Genomic DNA, 18,345 nt, shown 5'->3' with positions numbered 1-18,345 from the left:
CCTCGACCGTCAGAAGAAATACCTGACCGAAGCACCCAGGGTCGTGGACGGCTGCGGCACGATCACCAGACCGCTATTGGTGCCATAGGCCACTTCAGTGCCGTACCGGTGGGGCCGAAAGGTGCCATAGACGCTGAACTGGTAATCGCTGTAGTCGTAACTGGCGCGCAGGTCATAGCGCGTGTAGGCCGGCATGGTCCTTTTATCGGTGCCCACATAGTAGGGAATGCCGCCCAGGTGATAGGCATCGGCGTTCAGGGTAATTTGCCCGCCCATGAACCCATCCCGGTACTGAACACCTGCCTTGTAGGTGTGTTCCGGCACGACCAGTCGCGCACCGATACCCGGCGCAGGGTTGGTGATCAACGCATCGATGATACGGCCGTAACTGGCATAGGTGCTGAGGGTGGAAGTGGCTTGATAGTTGAAGCTGGTCTCCACGCCTTTGCGCGTCGTATCGCCCACTTGCTCGTACACCCCAGGCGAGGTCTGCACCGTCTCGCTGTCGTTCTGGATGTAATAGAACTCAGTGGTCGTGGACAGCCGATCGCTGGGACGCAGGGTGAACCCGATGTCATAGGACTTGACCTTGCTCGGCCGCACGCTGTCGTTGATCTGCCCGCCCGTGTCCCTGAGCGGGAGCGCACTGCCACTGCCGGAGCTGATGTACTCCGCCGCCGGAGAACGGAAACCCTGGGCCACGTTGGTGAAGAGCTCGAGCGGCTCGAACGGCGTCCACACCAGGCCGAACTTGGGCGTGGTCACCGAACTGTTGTAGCCGGTACTGGCATTGCGGAACTTCAGGTTGTCGATAGCGTAATCGAACCGATCATGGCGAACGCCGGCGAGCAACTTGAGTGAATCGATTGGCTTGTACTGACCTTGGGCAAACACCCCATAGGTGATCAGGTCCATGTCGAAGTCGTGGTAGAAGTTCTGCGTAGGCGCAAAATTTCGGTACTGCCGCCTGAACGCATCGCCCTTGTCGCGGCGCACATCCGTACCCACCATGAGCGATGCCGTATCTTCATGCACGAAGTTGTAGGTCAGGCGACCGCCATAGATGTCTCGGTCGTCCTTGCCATAGTTATGCGTGTTCGTACCGTTGGAGATGCCGCGCACGCGCCTGAAGTCTTCGTAATAGGCGGTGTAGTACAGGCCCGCGTCTCCGTCGGCCGGCGCCCGATTGAAAACGTAGGTGTTGCGGTTGGCGTTACCGAAGCCGTACAGGTTATCGGTGTCGCGGCGGCCGATTGTGCCTGCCTTCAGGGCAGGCAGGTTCAGGTAGCCGTCATTCTTGAAGTCCGATTCGTAGTGGCTGAACCGTACCGAATATTTGGCCTCGCCAATGACCTTGGAAAGTTTCCAGAAGTAATTGTCGCGCTCGGTCTCGGCCGCCTTGCGATAGCCATTGGTCCGGTAGATGTCGGTCACCAACAGTGACTGCAACCCTTCGTGCTCACCACCGAGCACCAGATTGGTCCGCCGGCCATCGAAGCTGGCCACATCCACCCCGACGCTCGACGCGACATCGCCGCCGTCGAGGGTTTCGATGTTCACCGCGCCCGCACGGTTCTGATCACCGTACAGGGCCGACACCGGGCCCTTGATGACGTCAACGCGTTTGATCATCTGCGGCGTGAGCCACTCCAGAAATACCGGACCATGCCCCGCCCCACCCTGGCTTGAAGGAATGTTCTGCGGCACGCCGTCCACGGACACCGCCACATCTGCACCGTGAGTGCCATTGGTGGCGAACCCACGCATGCGAAAACCGTTGCCGGTGTCACCCTGATCGATATTGTTGGCCACCACGCCCGGTACCCGCCGGTAGATATTGGAAATATCGCGATCCACGTTAAGGGTTCGAATCTCCTCCTCGGTGATCGTCGTGACAGCGGTCGGCAGGCTTTGCGCAGTGCTACCGATCTTGCCACGCATCAGCGGCTGCGCTGCTCCCGAGCCTTGCCTGCCGCCCGAAATTTCGATCGGCCCCAGCTCAGTGGACCCTGCCGTTCCCGACTCCTGCGCCGCCAACGGCATGCACAAGCCAAAACTTCCCGTCAGCGCTGCACTGGCCATCGTCAGACGCCTGATACGATTCCCTTGTCCGTACATGAATCATCCTTTACGTTATGATATAACGTGTCGATAATACCTTCGAGTGAGATCCTTGACCACAAGCCATCTGCACGTTCGCCACGCTGAACGTGTGATGCCCCTCGGCATCGTTTCACCCTCCTTTCAGAGCCATCAGGAAGCCCCATGAAAATTGCATTGCCAGTGTTTGCAGCGGTAGCCCTTCTCAGTGCCCACGGCGCGTATGCCCATGGCATCTGGACGGAACAGCGCTACGGCCAGTTGGAGGTCGTGTATGGACACGGCGCAGAAGACCTGGCCTACGCGGCAGATAAGGTCAAAGGCGCGTGGGCTTACGACGCGCGCGGGCAAATGATCCCGGTGACGGTGGAGAAACTTGGCGACCACGCGCGGCTGCATCCTGAGAAGCCGCCTGCCGTGCTGGCCGTTGCCTTGGACAACGGTGTCTGGAGCAAGAACGCCCAGGGCGAATCGGTGAACAAGGCCATGGCCGACGTGCCCGGCGCCGTCAGCGCCAGTCACAGCTACAAGTACAGCCTGGCGATCCTCGATGCACACGCCCAGGTCCCCGCCGCGTTGAAACTGGCCATGGTCATTCGGCCATTGAAAGACCCCAGCGACGTCGGCGTCGGCAATCGGTTACCGGTTGAAGTGACCATCGACGGCAAGCCGGCTGCCGGGATTGCCCTGCTCGATGACTATCGAGGCTTGTCGGACGCCAGCAGCGTCGTCACCGATGCACAAGGCCGCGCCAGCGTCACCGTGCGCAATGCCGGGCTCAACGTCATCGCCGCACAAGCCAAGGTACCGGCAGTCGACCGCAAGGACATTTCGGAGCGCAGCCTCTTCACGTCCCTGACCTTCGTCGGCAAGGCGCATCAACACTGAGTTCACGCGCCGCCCGGTCATTTCAGCCAATCCAGCGTCATGATCAGGCGGCGCTCGCCGCTCTCCACTTGGGGCGAGCGATGGATGATTCCGCATCCCTCGTTACCCTCCCAGCGCTCGCCCTTGAACAAGGCGACGTCACCGGCCTGCAATCGACCCGGTTCGCCAGTTGGCTCGCACGCTGCATTACCCAGCCCCTCTCTGGCCATCGCGCCCTCTTCGAGCCATTCGCTGCCACGGCCGGCGTACGTCGTGATCAGGCGTACGGAGACCCAATCGACGTGGTAACGCGGACACATGGCTTTGTCCAAAATCCGCAGGCGCAGGCCAATGCGCTCTGCGCCCAGCAAGCACCCGTAGGCCTGGGTAAGCCAGGCGACGTCCTCGACGAACTCGGCATGACCCTCGCATCGAGCGAAGGCCGCAGCCAAGCCAGGCAACCGAGGGAGATCGTCGCCCTGCAATTCGATCACCCGCGACTCGGACAGTGGATCGCCGCGAGCTAACAGTGTTTCGCTGAACAGGGCTATCCCAGGTGGTAGAGGTCGCGCCCAGACGGCCAGATTGATGTCGTCACGAAGGATCTCCGCGAGCACGTCGGGTTCGGATGACTGGGCATGGTGCTGGGTCGTGAGCATGAAAAATGTCGCATCGATTGATAGAATCGATACAGTATAACATCTCTTTTCTGAATCCTTATGTCGTGGTGATGTGCGCGTTTCACCGTTGTCACACCCTCATCACCTACAGAGGGATAAGCCTATGAAACAGATTCAAGCAGGCGTGCTTGACGTTACGTACCAGGACATCGGTCCGGCCGATGGCCCAGCCGTCGTGCTGCTTCATGGCTTCCCATACGATGTCCATGCCTACGACTCGGTGGCCGAACGGCTTACCAACGCCGGCTGCCGATGCATCATCCCCTACCTGCGTGGCTACGGCAGTACCCACTTCACCGACGCCGGCACGCTTCGTTCAGGTGAGCAGGCGGCCCTGGGTGCTGACCTGTTGGCCCTGCTGGACGCATTGAAGATTGAGCGAGCCGTGCTGGCCGGCTACGACTGGGGCGGCCGCGCAGCTTGCGTGGTGGCGGCCCTGTGGCCCGAGCGCGTGATCGGACTGGTCAGCTGCGAGCCTGGCTACAACATCCAGAACATCGCCCGCGCCACACACCCCGCGACCCCGGAGGCCGAACACCGCCTGTGGTATCAGTATTACCTGCACGGCGCCCGCGGCCGAGCTGGCCTTGAAGCCAATCGCGAGTCGTTCTGCAAGTTGCTATGGCAACAGTGGTCGCCCACGTGGACGTTCAGTGACGCGCTGTTTTCGGCCTCGGCGCAGTCATTCCACAACCCCGACTTTGTGGACGTGGTCACGCACTCCTATCGCCATCGCTTCGGACTGGTCGATGGCGATCCGCAGTACGCGGCCATCGAACGCAGACTGGCCGAGCAGCCCAGCATCGCCGTACCTACGGTCATATTGGCCGGCGCAGACGATGGGGTGACACCGGCTCAGGATGAGCAGCAGGCGCTGCGCCCGTTCACAGGGGCTGTTCATCGATCGATTCTGGAGGGCGTGGGGCACAACGTGCCGCAAGAAGCACCGGCTGAATTCGCGGAGGCGGTGTTGAGTCTGGTGCAGGTGTGAGGTACTGTCCCGCCTCACAGGGGTAGCATGGAGCTTCTCGATAGCGCTTACCCGTCATAACTCTGGTTTGGAGCAAGGATGCAAGGCGCACTATTACGTAGTGGCAAGAGCGAGTCATTCACTGCGCTTGGCGAAACGGGCCGGCCCGTGTACCGGGCTGCACTGCAATTACTTGAAGCGATTCGGCGAAAGAACCCCGAGCTGGTCGACCACTTCGCAGTCCCTCAAAGCGATGAGGTGGGCAACAAAATCGACTGGTACAGCAGCATCGAAGGCGATGTCATTCCCTGGAGTGCTGCAACTGAAGATGAACGCGCGCCTGCCAGGTCGCAGCTGGAGAAGCTCAACGTAGCGCTCATGCAACTGAGCGAACGTTTTTTGGGGCCAGACCCGGTTGAGCAACAGGGCGATAAAGCCGTATTTGGCAAACTGCTCAAACGCGTCATCCATTTTCCGGATCAACACTTCGTCTACCTGGTCGCAGGCAAGCCAGTCTTGACGTTCTGGGGCTTTCAACACGCCAACGCCGACCCTGATCGTAGCCCGCTTCGTTGCCTGTACCCGCCTGAAGAAACCGTGACGCCAGCCGTGGCACCTTCCCCTCCGGTCGCGCCTGTCGTCGAGGCGGAGCCGCCCGTACAGGTTCGCCGATCCTGGTGGCGGCGCTGGTGGTGGCTGCTACCACTTCTACTGCTGCTGTTGCTGCTGTTGCTTTTTGGGTTGCGCAGCTGCGTGCCGACGTTGGCAATTCCAGGGGTGCCCGCCGCTGCGTTGCCAGAGGTGTCCTCCCCTTCCGGCCTGCCCACGGCAACGCTCAACACCGATAGCGGGATGAGCGCACCCGTACTCGGCAGTAGCGGCGCCGCGGGCGATAACGCCAGCCTTGCTACGCCTGATCCGCAAAAAGACGCCGGCATCGAGCCCCAGGTGCCGGCGTCGGTAGCCCCGCAAGATGCGGCCGCGCAAACGCCAACGCAACCGACGCCAGCCGACGAGCCCGCCGGCAAGCCCGAACGCCAGCCAGGGGAAACGTCAGCCGAAAAGCCGGCTGCCTCCTTGAGCATCCCTGAGCACGTGAAAGACGGTACTGCAGACTTCCTCGACGGCCACTACCGTGCCGGCGCCGGTATTCAAGATCGGCGCACTGGTCGACCGTTGCGACTGGAATACAAGTTCGAAGACGGCAAAGGTGAAGTCACTGTGCGCCAAGCAAACGGCATCAGTTGTTCCGGGCCGGTCAACGCGGCGATGAGTGGCGGAAACTTGTCCATCAACAGCAGCGCCCAGGCCACCTGTGGCGACGGCAGCACCTATGACATGCCTAAGATCGAATGTGGGAAAGGTGCCCAGAACATCGCTGATTGCACCGGCGGTTATGGCGCGGAGAAATTCCCCATGTCCATGCGGCAGTTGACCGAATAAGACTGGAAGAACTGACATGTTGCCTGAAGTTACACAATTCGAAGATACCGTTTCACTGGTCAGCGACACGGGTGTTCAGTTCCTGGATTTCGCGTTGCGCCTCGACGTGCGCAAAGAGCAGGCCGGCGAATTCGCGCCAATGGCCGACGGGCTCATCTGTCGATTGGTCTACGACGAAGAAAAGGACTTTTTCTTCTACGAACCAGAACCCGAGAGAATCGAGAAGACCAAACCGGTGTTCAGCATCGACATGCGCAGCAGTCTGGAATTGCTGAACGGTCTGTGGTTGCCGCTGCCTTTCTTTCGCTTCATGCAACCACACCGCTTCGATGAAGGCCCTACCAACTGGGCCAGGATGCGTGTCGTCAAGCTGCCGGCACCCGACATCGACGGCCACAGTCACCGTCTGACCCTGGCGTTCGACAGCCGCGTGATGCCTAAACGCGACGGCACCGCCTATCTGGCCCCGAACGAAGAGGACGTTAGCTCCGGGGTCTCTTTCAAGCTGGCAACCAAAGCGCGCGAAACGCGATGGTTCCTGGCGCAGGGTTGGGTCAACGAATGGCTGCTGGAGGTCTTCAACGAGGGCAACACGCAGCGCTCCCGCGAAGAACTGGACATCGACATTCGCGCCGGTCATCACCTCGCGCATTACCTGAACGTGCTGAGCCTGCTCGGTAGCGCGACGCATGCACGTCACCAAAACAAGGCCCGCGTGGAGATTCCCGAGCTGAAAGTGGTCGCCAACGACAGCAGGGGTCAGGTCAAGCCGATCCAGGTGGATCTGGTGCTGGATGTCGGCAACTCGCGTACCTGCGGCATCCTGATCGAGAACCACGGTCAGGCCGGTTCCGGGCTCAAGCAGAATTACGTGCTTGAGCTGCGAGACCTCATCACGCCGGAGCACACCTACAACCAGCCGTTCGAGAGTCGCGTCGAGTTCTCTCAGGCGTACTTCGGCAAAGACCACTGTTCGGTCAAAAGCGGACGCCACGATGCGTTCCAATGGGCAACGATTGCCCGTGTGGGCAGTGAAGCCAGTCGCCTGGCCAGTCGCCGCCGCGGAACCGAAGGGTCGACCGGGCTTTCCAGCCCGAAACGCTACCTCTGGGACGAAAATCCGTACGGCCATGGCTGGCGCTTCAACTGCTCGTACATCAAGACCGACAACGAGCCCTATGCCACCGCCGCACCGTTTTCGCATCTGATCAACGAAACCGGCGAGGCCTTGTACACGCTGGATGAAGACGATCGCTTGCCGGTGTTCATGCCACGTTACTCGCGCAGTTCGTTGATGACGTTCATGCTCGCCGAGGTCCTTGCGCAGGCACTGTCGCAGATCAACAGCCCCGCGCAGCGTTCGCGTCAAGGCAATACCCGTATGCCGCGTCAGCTCAACAGCATTACCCTGACCGTGCCGCCAGGCATGCCTCAGGCAGAGCGCAGCATTCTCAACGAGCGCGTGCAACAAGCCATTGGTCTGGTCTGGAAAAGCATGGGCTGGCACAGCGGCGAAGAAGATCCGCAGACCGATGAGCTCACCCCTCCGCGCACACCGGTACCTAGTGTCCGCGTAGAGTGGGACGAAGCGTCGTGCGGTCAACTCGTGTACCTGTACACCGAGATCAACGAGAATTTTGCGGGACACCCTGAAGAGTTTTTCGACACCCTCGCCCGTCCAGACAAAACCGATCGCGAACGCATTACCGTAGCCACTATCGACATCGGCGGTGGCACCACCGACCTGGTGATAACCGACTACCATCTGGACCGTGCCGGTAGCTCGGGCAGCGGCAGCAATGTCCACATTGTGCCGGAACAGCGCTTTCGGGACGGCTTCAAAGTGGCAGGCGACGATATCTTGCTCGATGTGATCCAGGATTTCGTGCTGCCCAGCTTCGAAAAGGCTCTGCTCAGCGCCGGGGTTAAATCTCCTCGCTCGTTGATGTCACGTCTGTGCGGCGATGAATCGGTCAGCGCGCAAGACATGATTCTGCGCCAGCAATTGAATCTGCAAGTCTTCACGCCCCTGGGCCTGGCGCTGCTCAAGGCATACGAGCAGTACGATCCGGAAACGCCGCTGGAGGTTCGCGTATATAGCTATCGTGAGCTTTTAGGCGAGACGGCTATTAGCCAGACCGTACTTGAATACGTGCACAGTGCCGTGCGCCGGGAAGTCGGTGTACAGAGTCCATTCGAGCTGTTCGACGCGCCAATCAGCTTCGACTTGCAGAAACTGCACGCGGCATTTCTCAACGAACAGATCAACATCACCAAAACACTTGGCGCGCTGTGCGAAGTGATTTTTCACTATCCCTGTGACGTGCTACTGCTGACCGGTCGACCGTCGCGGTTGCCTGGTGTGCAAGCGTTCATACGCAAAATGCTTCCGCTACCTCCCGGACGCATCTTGCCACTGCAGAACTACCGGACCGGCGGCTGGTATCCGTTTCACAAGAGCGGCCTGATCGACGATCCGAAAAGTACGGCTTCGGTAGGGGCAATGCTGTGCCTGCTATGTGCCAACCACAGCCTGCCGAATTTCTATTTCCGGTCTTCGGCGCTCAAGCCGTACTCGACGGTCAAGCATATTGGCGTGATCGACTTGAACAACGTCATCAAAGACGCCGATGTGCTGTACCGCGATATTCAGTCCCAGGACGGCAAGATACAACTGCCACTGGTGGGCATCGGTGACGACGCCGACAGTCCACAGCTTGAAATGCGTGGCGATCTGCGCCTGGGCTTTCGCCAGCTCGCCACCGAGCGCTGGTCTGCATCGCCGCTGTACACACTGCGTTTCACCGCGGCAGGTCGCGACAAGTTTTCCAGGGCCGTTGGGACCGACAACCAGGCGCCTCTGCTCAAGGTGCGGTTCGAAGTCAAAGCCCCCGACAAGCACACCCGCAAGCACGGGCTGGTCAGTGACCGATTGTCGGTGGCGGGCATTGAATCCAACAGCAACAACGTCAACTTCAACCCGCGCAGCGACCTGGAGCTGGAACTCAACACCATGCTCGACGCAGGCCTGAGCGAGACCAAGTATTGGCTCGACAGTGGAAGTGTGAAACGCAAATGAGCGACCTGAGCAAACAACAATCCGAGCTGGCGGCCAGCTGGGCTGCAGTGCATCACGGTGCAGGCCAGGCGTTGCAGTGGATCGAGCAGACGCGCCCTGATGCACCGCGTCTGGACGGTGAAGCGGACAACCTGAACGTGCGTCTGCATCGCGCCCGCAACCTAGCCCGCAATCTGGAGCGGGTAGCCTGTACCCCCATGACCATCGGCTTTTTCGGTCTGTCTCAGGCGGGCAAGTCGTACCTGATTTCAGCGTTGGCTGCTGGCGAGAGCGGTAAATTGGAAACGCGCTTCGGTGCCGAGACCCTGGACTTCATCGCCCATATCAATCCGGTGGGCGGTGGCAAGGAGGCCACCGGCCTGGTCACGCGTTTCAGCCGCGCGGCGTTGCCGAGCCCCGATCCGGCGTTTCCGGTAGAGCTCAAGCTGTTCAGCGAGATTGAAATCGCCAAGATCCTGGCCAATGCGTGGTTCAAGGATTTCGACCTTGAGCAGATCGAATACGAAATCGACGAAGCGCGCATCCAGCGGATCCTCAAGGCCGTCGAAGGCCGGGAAAGCCCCGTAGATGTGCCTGGTGTCAGCGCCGACAACGTGGTTTCGCTGTGGGACTACCTCAACGACAACTTCAAAGGCTCGGTGAAGAAACTGCAGCACCTGTACTGGCCGCATGTGCTGCGGCTGGCACCACGCTTGAGCATTCAGCAGCGTGCCGAGCTGTTCTCGATCTTGTGGGGCGAACAGCCCGCGTTGACCCGCGTGTACGAAAAACTCAGCGCGGCCCTGGCCAAACTGGGTCACCCACATGCTGTGTTCGCGCCGCTTGCTGCATTGGTCAGTCGTGACGGGTACGGCGAGTACAGCCAGACCGACAGCATCATGAACGTCGATATACTCAACCGGTTCGACACCAGCGCCGACCTGTCGATTGACGTCAGGCCTCAGCGCGACGGACAACTGGGCGCCAGCGCGTCGGTCACCGTAGCGCAGTTGGCTGCGTTGACGACCGAGATGACGTTCTGCCTGATCAATGAGCCCAAGGATGCGGTGGTCAACACCGTCGATTTGCTCGACTTCCCAGGTTATCGCGGTCGGATGAAACTGCGCGAACTCAAGGACTCGACCGGCGCCGACGACAATGTGGTGTCTCAACTGTTGTTGCGCGGCAAAGTCGCTTACCTGTTCGAGCGCTACACCGATTGCCAGGAAATGAACGCCCTGGTGGTGTGCACTGCATCGGACAAACAGAGCGACGTGCCGGATGTCGGCCCTGTGCTGACCCGCTGGATCGAGAAGACCCAGGGCGTGAACGCTCAGGATCGCGGCAAGCGCTCCGGCATTGGCCTGATCTGGGCCCTGACGATGCTCGACAAACGTATCTCCGGCGCACTGAACACGCCAGCAAATATGCTCGATGCGGGCTGGGAAGGTATGGTCAAGCTGACCATGATCGAGCGCTTTGGCAGCTTCTCCTGGATGACCGACTGGGCTGGAATGCCCTTCCAGAATACGTATCTGGTGCGCAAGCCGCGCATGGAAACACCCTTCATCGAGCTGCATGCCCAAACGGGCGACGAGTTGCACATCCTCGAACGCTCCCGTGAGCGCATCGATCTGCTGGGTCAGACCTTTAGTGCAAATACGTTGGTCGGCAAGCACATCTACCAGCCCGCGCAGGCGTGGGCGGCGCTGCTGCAAATCAACGATGGCGGCATCAAGCGCTTCAGCGAAAGCTTCAAGGATGTCGCTAATACCGAGTTCAAGCTGTCACGCATTCGCGACCAGCTGACTGAGTGCCTGGAAGACCTCACCACTCACGGCCTGAGCAGCTGGTATCAATCCGACGGTCACGGCGCCATGGCCGCAAAACGCAGCCAGGCCCAGTCGATCCTGCAACACGTGGGCAGGAATCAGGCAATCGTCGGCGAGTTGATCGACAACCTGCAATTGCCTGGCGACGGCGTGCGTGATCTTTATCTCAGCGGCATTTATGAGGAACACAGCGCACCCATCACCCAGAACGTCGCACTCGACACCCCGCCGGCCAGCCTCTACGGCAACAGTGGCGGGTTCGACTTCGCCGATTTCAGCGCCGCTTTCGATGCACCGGAAGATACGGCTGCCGCTCCACAGTCGTCGTCGGTCGCACCGGAATCGGAAGGCACCGATCACCGCTTCGCCAAGGCTGTGTTCAACGCCTGGATCGCTCATCTGCGCGAATTGGCCAATCGGCAGAGCCTGCTGAACCTGCTGGGTCTGACCAAACCAATCATCGAAGCGGTGGCCGACGAACTGATCACTGCCGCTTACCGACAGGATGTTCCAGGACAACTGGCCAAAGCCGTATTGAAGCGCGCCCAGAGCGGGGCACGCCGCGATCAACTGGTGGAACGCCAGGTCCTTGAGGTTCAACTGGTGCTGGGTGATTTCGTGTCGTGGTTCGGCTTTATTCAGACGCCCCTGGCACAGCGTCCGAAAAGTCTGGTGGGCAGCAAAGACCACCTCTATGCATTTTATGCCGATGTGGAGCAGGGCCGACTGCCGATTCTGCCCGCGCAGCCAGCCAACCAGGCCAAATTGTTCGTCGGCGACTGGCTATCAGGTCTGGCAGCGCTCACCTTGGGCAATGCCGGTCACAGCGCAGGCCGGGAAATCACTTCCGAACAAAATGAACGGCTGGGCCACGTGCTCGCCGCGTTGAAAGCGAGATAAGCGATGCCGATTCGAGTTGATCTACTGGGCCTGGAACCTGGCGTGCCAGGACAAGCCTGCCTGACGGTGAAGAAATGGCAAGGCGTCCACGAGCGTCTGGAGTTTTCCATCCAGCGCAACCAGGACAGGTTTTACCTGCAGGAACACAAGCAGTGGAGCAGCAATCCATTCTGGTTCAAGGTGCCACATTTCAGCGAAGGCGCCAGCGGTGAATCGCTGGAAACCCTGGTCGGCCCCGACGTAGTCGATCCGTTGCTCGAAGGCGGTGCCAACTCCAACTTCCAGATCGAGCTGCGCGAACAGGGACCAGGGTTCAGTGACCGTGGCGTGATCCGTCCCGGCATTGGATTGCTGGCATCCAGCGCCGGTGGCCAAACCCGAGGCATCTACGGCGGCACCGATCTGGTTATCCCTACGGTGCCAGGCGAGCCGCTGGATATCTCTGCTGTGCCAGGGCTCGACGCATCCAACGCACCAGAAGTCGAGCTGCAGCACGAACCGATTCATAGCGAACCGTTGGAGCGAGCTGCCGGGCCGGTACCGCCAAAGAAGAGCCAATTGCTGCCGATCATCCTTGGTCTGCTGGTATTGATACTCGCGGCTGCAGGCGCCTGGTTTTTCTTCCATAAAAAAGCCGATACGCCCGTGCCTTTAGTGCCAGCAGCCGCTGTCGAGCCCGGGACTCCAACGGCGGGCGCTGCGTGCACACTGGAAAGCATGAACACCCAACCTGAGCTGGCATTCGTTCAGGCATGCATCAAGCAGTCGCCAGCCAGTGCCGAATTGCTGAAGATCATCGAGACCGCAAAGGCGAGCAAGCACTGCGGAGTCGCACAGCGGCTGTATGCCAACCGTTCACAGGCAGGCGACCTGATGATCGCAACGGCCTACGCCCACGAATACGACCCCAAATATCATCAGCCAAGCGAGTGCTTCGCCGAGCCTGATAAAGCCACCGCTGCCTATTGGTACGAGACCATCCTGGGGCTTGACCCGAACAATGCAGATGCCAAGCAACGTTTCGAGGAACTCAAGCCATGAGTGGATTTCGACGTACGCTGGGCAGCGTAGCGCTGTTGACCCTATGCGCTATCGACCCATGGGCCCATGCTGCCGACAAACCGCTGATTCAAGAGGGCAAGAAAACCCTGTTCCAACGGGTGCTGACCACGCCGGGCTGTCAGCTAAGCGCTGCGGCGGGTACCAGCGATGGCATCGTGCAACCGACCTTTAGCCGTTTTTATGTCTACGAGCGAGCGCAGGCGGCTAATGCGCAGTGGCTCAAGGTCGGGGCTGACAGCTTCGGTAAAACAGTTGGCTGGCTTCCCTCGACATGTACCGTCGAATGGAAAATGCAACTGACCCTGGCCTTCACCAACCCGGCCAATCGTGATCGTCTTCTGTTCTTCAAAGAGCGGCCAACGCTGGAAGGCATACTTGATGCGCCGGATCCGGTGAGTAAAGTGGCGCCCTTGCGTGCCAAGCTCAAACAAGGCGTGCAAGCGCCGGGCGTACTGGCGCAGGAACCCGAATATTTCGTCGATATGCAAAAGCAGTTCTACTTGCTGCCGGTATTGAGTGGTGAGGAGGTGATGACCGAAGCGGGTTTTCGCACACGCATCCTTAACGTTGCCTCCGTCAGCAAGACCGATGAACAATCAGCGGCCGCTGGCGCTGGTCCAGGAACTGCTACTGGCGCAACGGGAACTACCAACTCCCCTGCCCCGAGCCAGCTGAAGGAATTCAGCGCGGCTGTGGTATTTGTCATCGACTCCACCATCTCGATGGATCCGTACATTGACCGGACTCGTGAAGCCATTAGCAAAGTCTATAAACAGATCGAAAAAGAAAATCTCGGCAAGCAGGTGAAATTTGGTTTGGTCGCGTTCCGCTCCAGCACCAAAGCGGTTCCGGGCCTTGAATACGTAAGCAAAATGTATGCAGACCCTAACAAAGTGCAGGACAGCGCAGATTTCTTGGCTAAGGTTGCTGATCTTAAGCAGGCGAAGGTCTCGAGCGGGGCGTTCGATGAAGACGCTTACGCAGGCGTCATGCACAGCATCGACAAAGTGGACTGGAGCCAGTTCGGTGCACGCTATGTGGTACTGATCACAGATGCAGGCGCGCTAGAAGGTACCGACAAACTTTCCAATACGGGTCTGAGCGCAGATCAGGTGCGCCTCGAGGCAGCCAACCCCGGGGTTGCCGTTTACACGCTGCACCTCAAGACTCCGGCCGGTATCAAGGATCATGCCCGGGCGGAAGCGCAATACCGTAATCTATCGACCTACCCTGGCACCAACACCTCGCTGTATTACCCGGTAAACGCAGGCGACGTCCAAGAGTTTGGGCGCAAAGTGGACTCTTTGGCGACTGCCATTACCTCGCAAGTCAAAGCTGCCTACATGGGCGACGAGGCGATTGGCAGCGCGGCGAATGCCAAGCAAGACCCTGACGACAAGAAGATGCTGGAAGACGCCGCCCTTATAGGCTACGCCATGCAGCTGGCCTACCTGGGTGAGAAGAACCAATCCCAGGCGCCGCCGGTGTTCAAGGCATGGATCACCGACCGCGATCTGATCAAGCAGAACATTCCCGCCACCGACGTACGCGTATTGCTGACCAAATCCCAGCTCAGTGACCTCAGCGACGTCATGAAGCAGATTCTGGACGCCGCCAATGAAGGGCTGATTTCGCCCACCGACATGTTCGAAAAGCTGCGATCAGTGGCCGCGACCATGGGCACCGATCCCAACCAGCTTAAGCAGAACAACAACACCAAAGTCGCAGACTTGGGCGTTTTGGGTGAATACCTCGAAGACCTGCCCTATCACAGTGAAGTACTCAATCTGGATGAGGACACATGGAAAAGCTGGGACGGACTCGCGCAGGAAAAATTTATCCGTACTTTAAGCACCAAGCTTCGGCACTACCAGCGCTACAACGCCGACGTCGACCGTTGGGTCGCGCTGGCCAAGGATAGCGATGCAAGAGATAACGTTTATCCCGTGCCTCTTGAAATGATGCCGTAGCGAGACCGTTCAGCCCATGCTCGAAATCCAAAATTTGCTTGTGCAACGTGGAGACGGCGCACAAGCGCACCGCGTACACCTGCCCAGCCTGCAGATCGGCAAGGGTGAAATCTTTGCTATCACCGGAGAAAGCGGCTGCGGCAAAAGTACCTTGCTGGAAGCGATCGGCTTGCTGTTAATGCCTTCGCAGCTGGGCCGCTTTCGTCTTGGGCGCGATGGATTGGACGTCGGACAAATGCTTGCAACCGATGATCAGGCCGCCCTGACACAGGTCCGTTCTCGGGATCTGGGCTTCATTCTGCAAAGCGGCGGCCTGCTGCCGTTTCTGAAAGTGCGCGACAACATCAGTCTGCCGCGCCGCCTGCTGGGCATGAATGCAGACAGCACTCACGTGGAACGGGCAATCGCCGCGCTACGACTCGATGCTTTGCTGGACAAACTTCCACATGCCCTATCCATCGGCGAGCGACAGCGGGTAGCCTGCGTACGGGCCATCGCGCATGAGCCACAGTTGCTATTGGCCGATGAGCCGACTGCGGCGCTTGACCCGTACAGTGCCCAGCGTTTGTTCGAGCTGCTGTTGAGTCTGGTAGCAGAACTGGGCCTGAGCGCCTTGGTGGTGTCCCATGACTGGGCACTGGTCAGGGATTTCGGCCTCAGGCGTATTGACGCCGTCAGCCATGCAGGAGAGACGCGTTTTGAACCGCTGGATTGATCGGCTGCGGCTGCTCTGCAAGCTTGCGGTCGAGGATTTATGGCACGACCGCAAGGTTTCGCTCTGCATCGCAGCGTCTCTGGTCGCGGTTATTGCACCGTTACTGCTCTTGTTCGGGCTCAAACACGGCGTGGTGAGCCAGTTGCAGGATGACCTCCTGCGCGACCCGCGCAATCTGGAAGTGAAAATGCTGAGCAGCGGCAGCTTCGACGACACCTGGATCACGCGCTTGCAACAGGTGCCCGAGACAGGTTTCGCCATTGGCCAGACCCGTTCGCTCAACACCCAGGCTGACCTGCTGATCGGCCTGCAACGTTTTGTCGAAAATGCAGAGATTCTGCCAACTCAGGCTGGCGACCCTCTGCTGAACATGCCAGCCAGCGCCTTGCAGGGTAATGATTTGATCCTCAGCGCGTCCGCCGCACAGCGCCTGCAGGCCGAGGTCGGCAGCAGTGTTCGACTACGGGCAGCGCGCCGCCTGGACGGCATCAGCGAGCTGGGTGAAATCAACCTCAACGTCGTCGCAATCCTGGATGCCTCGCGTTTCGGTCGCGCGGCAGGTTTCATCGCACCTTCTCTGCTGCTGTCGCTCGAGCACTTTCGAGACGGTTATCGGGTCCCGGCATTCGGCCTGGAATCCGGTAAGCCTTTGGACAACCTGCAACCGCTGTACGCGCGGGCAAGGGTGTATGCGCGAAATATCGACAGCGTAGCCGCGCTCGAGCACTGGCTGATGGCGCAGAATATTCAGACATCGAGCCGACTGGCCGACATCGAGAACGTTAAAGCCATCAACCATGTGCTAAGTCTGATTTTCGGAGTGATCGCAGCCGCCGCGCTGACCGGCTGTATTGCCTCGCTGGTCGGCGCATTTCTGGCCAATATCGACCGCAAGCGCAAAAGCCTGGCTGTCCTGCGTCTGCTGGGGTTCAGCAGCCCGGCGGTGGCCGGGTTCGTGGTCCTGCAGGCCATCGTGCTGAGCCTGATCGGCTACATTGGCGGACTGGCGTTCTATCTGGTGGGCAGTCGATTGTTCGACCATGTGCTCGGCAGCAGTCAGAGCACAGGGGCCTTCGCCTGCCATATTACCCCTTGGCACGGCTTTGCCGCATTGCTCCTGTCCCTACTGGTGGCCGTCTTGGTCGCCCTCATCGGTGCCGTCCGCGCTATCGGCATTCAACCTGCGGAGAGTCTGCGTGAACTTTAGACGTATCGCCCTGCTGCTGCCTTTGACAGTGGTTCCCTGGCTCGACGCCTCAGCGGTTTCCTGGGAAGAAAAGCAATTCAACCCCATGCCGGACAACGAAGACGTCATTTTACCCATGCCATGCGAGGGAGCTATGGTGTTTCGCAAGGCGTATATCCCGCTTGCCGGACCGCTGGACGACTTTCCGGTCAAGGTGGGTCAGGACGGTGCTGAATATGGCTACGTGGAACAGACCCGCCCAGCGTTCATCGCAGGCAGTTTCACCGGTGCCAAAACCGACAAGTCTCGTTACTACTTGATGGCCAAGTACGAACTGACTCAGCTGCAATACCGCGCGCTGACGGATGAAAAGTGCCCTGAACCCTCCAACAAGCTACGCCTGCCGCAAGTCAATGTGAGCTGGCTCGACGCGATGCAGGCAGCAGATAAATATAACCTCTGGCTGCGCAAGAATGCAGTAGACAAGTTACCCAAAGAGGACGGCTCGGCAGGTTTCCTGCGCCTGCCCACCGAAATAGAATGGGAGTTCGCTGCCCGAGGTGGCGTCGATGTCAGCGCCGCAGAATTTCGTGACACTCGCTACCCGATGCCCGAAAACATGAATGCTTACGAGTGGTTCGCCGGGTCTCAATCATCGAATGGTCAGTTGCAGCTCACAGGTTTGCTCAAGCCAAACCCTTTGGGCCTTCATGACATGCTGGGCAATGCCGATGAGATGATGTTCGAGCCGTTCAGGTTGAACAAACTGGATCGTCAGCACGGCCAGGCTGGCGGCTATGTAGTGCGTGGCGGCAATTACCTGACCGCATCTGCCGACATTCGCACCTCGTTGCGCCAGGAAGATCCGTACTACAACGCCGATGGCCAGATGAAAAGCAAGACAACAGGTTTCAGACTGGCCATGGTTTCGCAAACCCTGACTTCTCGCGATCGTGTCAAAGCAATAGAAAGCAGCTGGAAAACCCTCGGTACGGGCAGCGAGGAGCCGGCTCAAGGGGAAGGTAAAGGCACCGTTCAAGCGCTCAACAGTTTGGCTTCCAGCGTCGATGACAAAGCGCTCAAGGAAAAACTTCAGGCACTGGAAAATCAGTTACGTGCGACGAATCTTCTACAGGAGGAAAATCGTGATCAGGCTATACGTGCCAGCCTGAATCTTGGCGCATTCCTGTGCACCAAGATGCTCGATGATGGCCAGTACTTGGACTTCACGCAGAAAAATTACGCGCTCAATTGTGAAGGTTCCGAGAAAGATCCTACTTGCGATATGCGTAAAGCCAAGCTCGACGAGCAGAAGAGCCGCGTCCACAAGCTCGGGCTCTATTATGCCAGCAGCCTGGTGGAGTCCGCGTCTCTGTACGGCCAGCCGCTGCTGGAAAAACAGGTGCCGGTCATGGACGAAATCATGGATCGCAATAAGCAGCTGCAAGCGCTCAAGCCTTATCTGAAGGCCCACTGGAGCAATCAGAAAACCTTCCTGCAAAAACAGAAAATCGATGCCGATGCCTGGCTAACAGCCTGCAAAGCCGTGAAGCAATAATCTA

Annotated in this window: 12 protein-coding genes; 10 read left to right on the top strand and 2 right to left on the bottom strand. The window is 59.2% G+C overall.

From position 1 onward, the window contains the following. Positions 1-9: 9 nt before the first annotated feature. Entirely contained in the window at positions 10-2,082 is a 2,073-nt protein-coding gene (locus LT40_RS07650) for a TonB-dependent receptor (RefSeq protein WP_158497438.1), read from the bottom strand. A gap of 183 nt (positions 2,083-2,265) precedes the next feature. Between LT40_RS07650 and LT40_RS07645 the strand changes: the two genes are divergently transcribed. Next, complete coding sequence (locus LT40_RS07645) at positions 2,266-2,988, top strand: DUF4198 domain-containing protein (protein ID WP_043188443.1); 723 nt, start codon at positions 2,266-2,268, stop codon at positions 2,986-2,988. A gap of 17 nt (positions 2,989-3,005) precedes the next feature. On the opposite strand, the gene LT40_RS07640 is transcribed toward LT40_RS07645, so the two are convergent. Continuing rightward, positions 3,006-3,626, bottom strand: coding sequence for a DUF1826 domain-containing protein (locus tag LT40_RS07640; RefSeq protein WP_043188441.1), 621 nt, complete (start codon positions 3,624-3,626; stop codon positions 3,006-3,008). Between the two features lie 124 nt (positions 3,627-3,750). Here LT40_RS07640 and LT40_RS07635 point away from each other — a divergent pair, with 124 nt between their 5' ends. The 9 genes from LT40_RS07635 to LT40_RS07595 all read left to right on the top strand — a co-directional run bounded on the left by LT40_RS07635 (position 3,751) and on the right by LT40_RS07595 (position 18,341). After that, positions 3,751-4,638, top strand: coding sequence for an alpha/beta fold hydrolase (locus LT40_RS07635; RefSeq protein WP_043188439.1), 888 nt, complete (start codon positions 3,751-3,753; stop codon positions 4,636-4,638). Positions 4,639-4,716: 78 nt separating this feature from the next. Further along, the gene (locus LT40_RS07630) at positions 4,717-6,060 is read left to right on the top strand and encodes an SrfA family protein (RefSeq protein ID WP_043188437.1); all 1,344 of its coding nucleotides are present in this window, start codon (positions 4,717-4,719) and stop codon (positions 6,058-6,060) included. A 16-nt stretch (positions 6,061-6,076) separates the two neighbouring features. Continuing rightward, a complete protein-coding gene (locus LT40_RS07625) occupies positions 6,077-9,139 on the top strand; it encodes a virulence factor SrfB (RefSeq protein ID WP_043188433.1) in 3,063 nt (1,020 codons plus the stop codon). After that, positions 9,136-11,850: a putative virulence factor gene (locus tag LT40_RS07620; protein WP_043188431.1), complete on the top strand. Its 2,715-nt coding sequence runs from the start codon at positions 9,136-9,138 to the stop codon at positions 11,848-11,850. The genes LT40_RS07625 and LT40_RS07620 overlap by 4 nt, the downstream gene beginning before the upstream one ends. A gap of 3 nt (positions 11,851-11,853) precedes the next feature. Continuing rightward, positions 11,854-12,891 (top strand): hypothetical protein, encoded by a 1,038-nt coding sequence (locus tag LT40_RS07615; RefSeq protein WP_043188428.1) that lies wholly within the window; start codon positions 11,854-11,856, stop codon positions 12,889-12,891. Next, positions 12,888-14,882: a vWA domain-containing protein gene (locus LT40_RS07610; RefSeq protein WP_043188425.1), complete on the top strand. Its 1,995-nt coding sequence runs from the start codon at positions 12,888-12,890 to the stop codon at positions 14,880-14,882. Before LT40_RS07615 ends, LT40_RS07610 begins: the two co-directional genes overlap by 4 nt. A gap of 16 nt (positions 14,883-14,898) precedes the next feature. Further along, on the top strand, positions 14,899-15,597 hold the full coding sequence (locus LT40_RS07605) for an ABC transporter ATP-binding protein (RefSeq protein WP_043188421.1): 699 nt from the start codon (positions 14,899-14,901) through the stop codon (positions 15,595-15,597). Then, positions 15,581-16,804 carry an ABC transporter permease gene (locus LT40_RS21805; protein WP_148308529.1) on the top strand — a complete coding sequence of 408 codons (1,224 nt, stop codon included), beginning with the start codon at positions 15,581-15,583 and terminating at the stop codon, positions 16,802-16,804. Before LT40_RS07605 ends, LT40_RS21805 begins: the two co-directional genes overlap by 17 nt. A gap of 85 nt (positions 16,805-16,889) precedes the next feature. After that, positions 16,890-18,341, top strand: a complete 1,452-nt coding sequence (locus LT40_RS07595) for a formylglycine-generating enzyme family protein (protein WP_162473366.1) — start codon at positions 16,890-16,892, stop codon at positions 18,339-18,341. Positions 18,342-18,345: the final 4 nt, after the last annotated feature.

The organism is Pseudomonas rhizosphaerae (assembly GCF_000761155.1).
Lineage (GTDB): Bacteria > Pseudomonadota > Gammaproteobacteria > Pseudomonadales > Pseudomonadaceae > Aquipseudomonas > Aquipseudomonas rhizosphaerae.
Note: the sequence above shows the minus strand (reverse complement) of the source record. Positions and strands in the feature narration are given on the sequence as shown.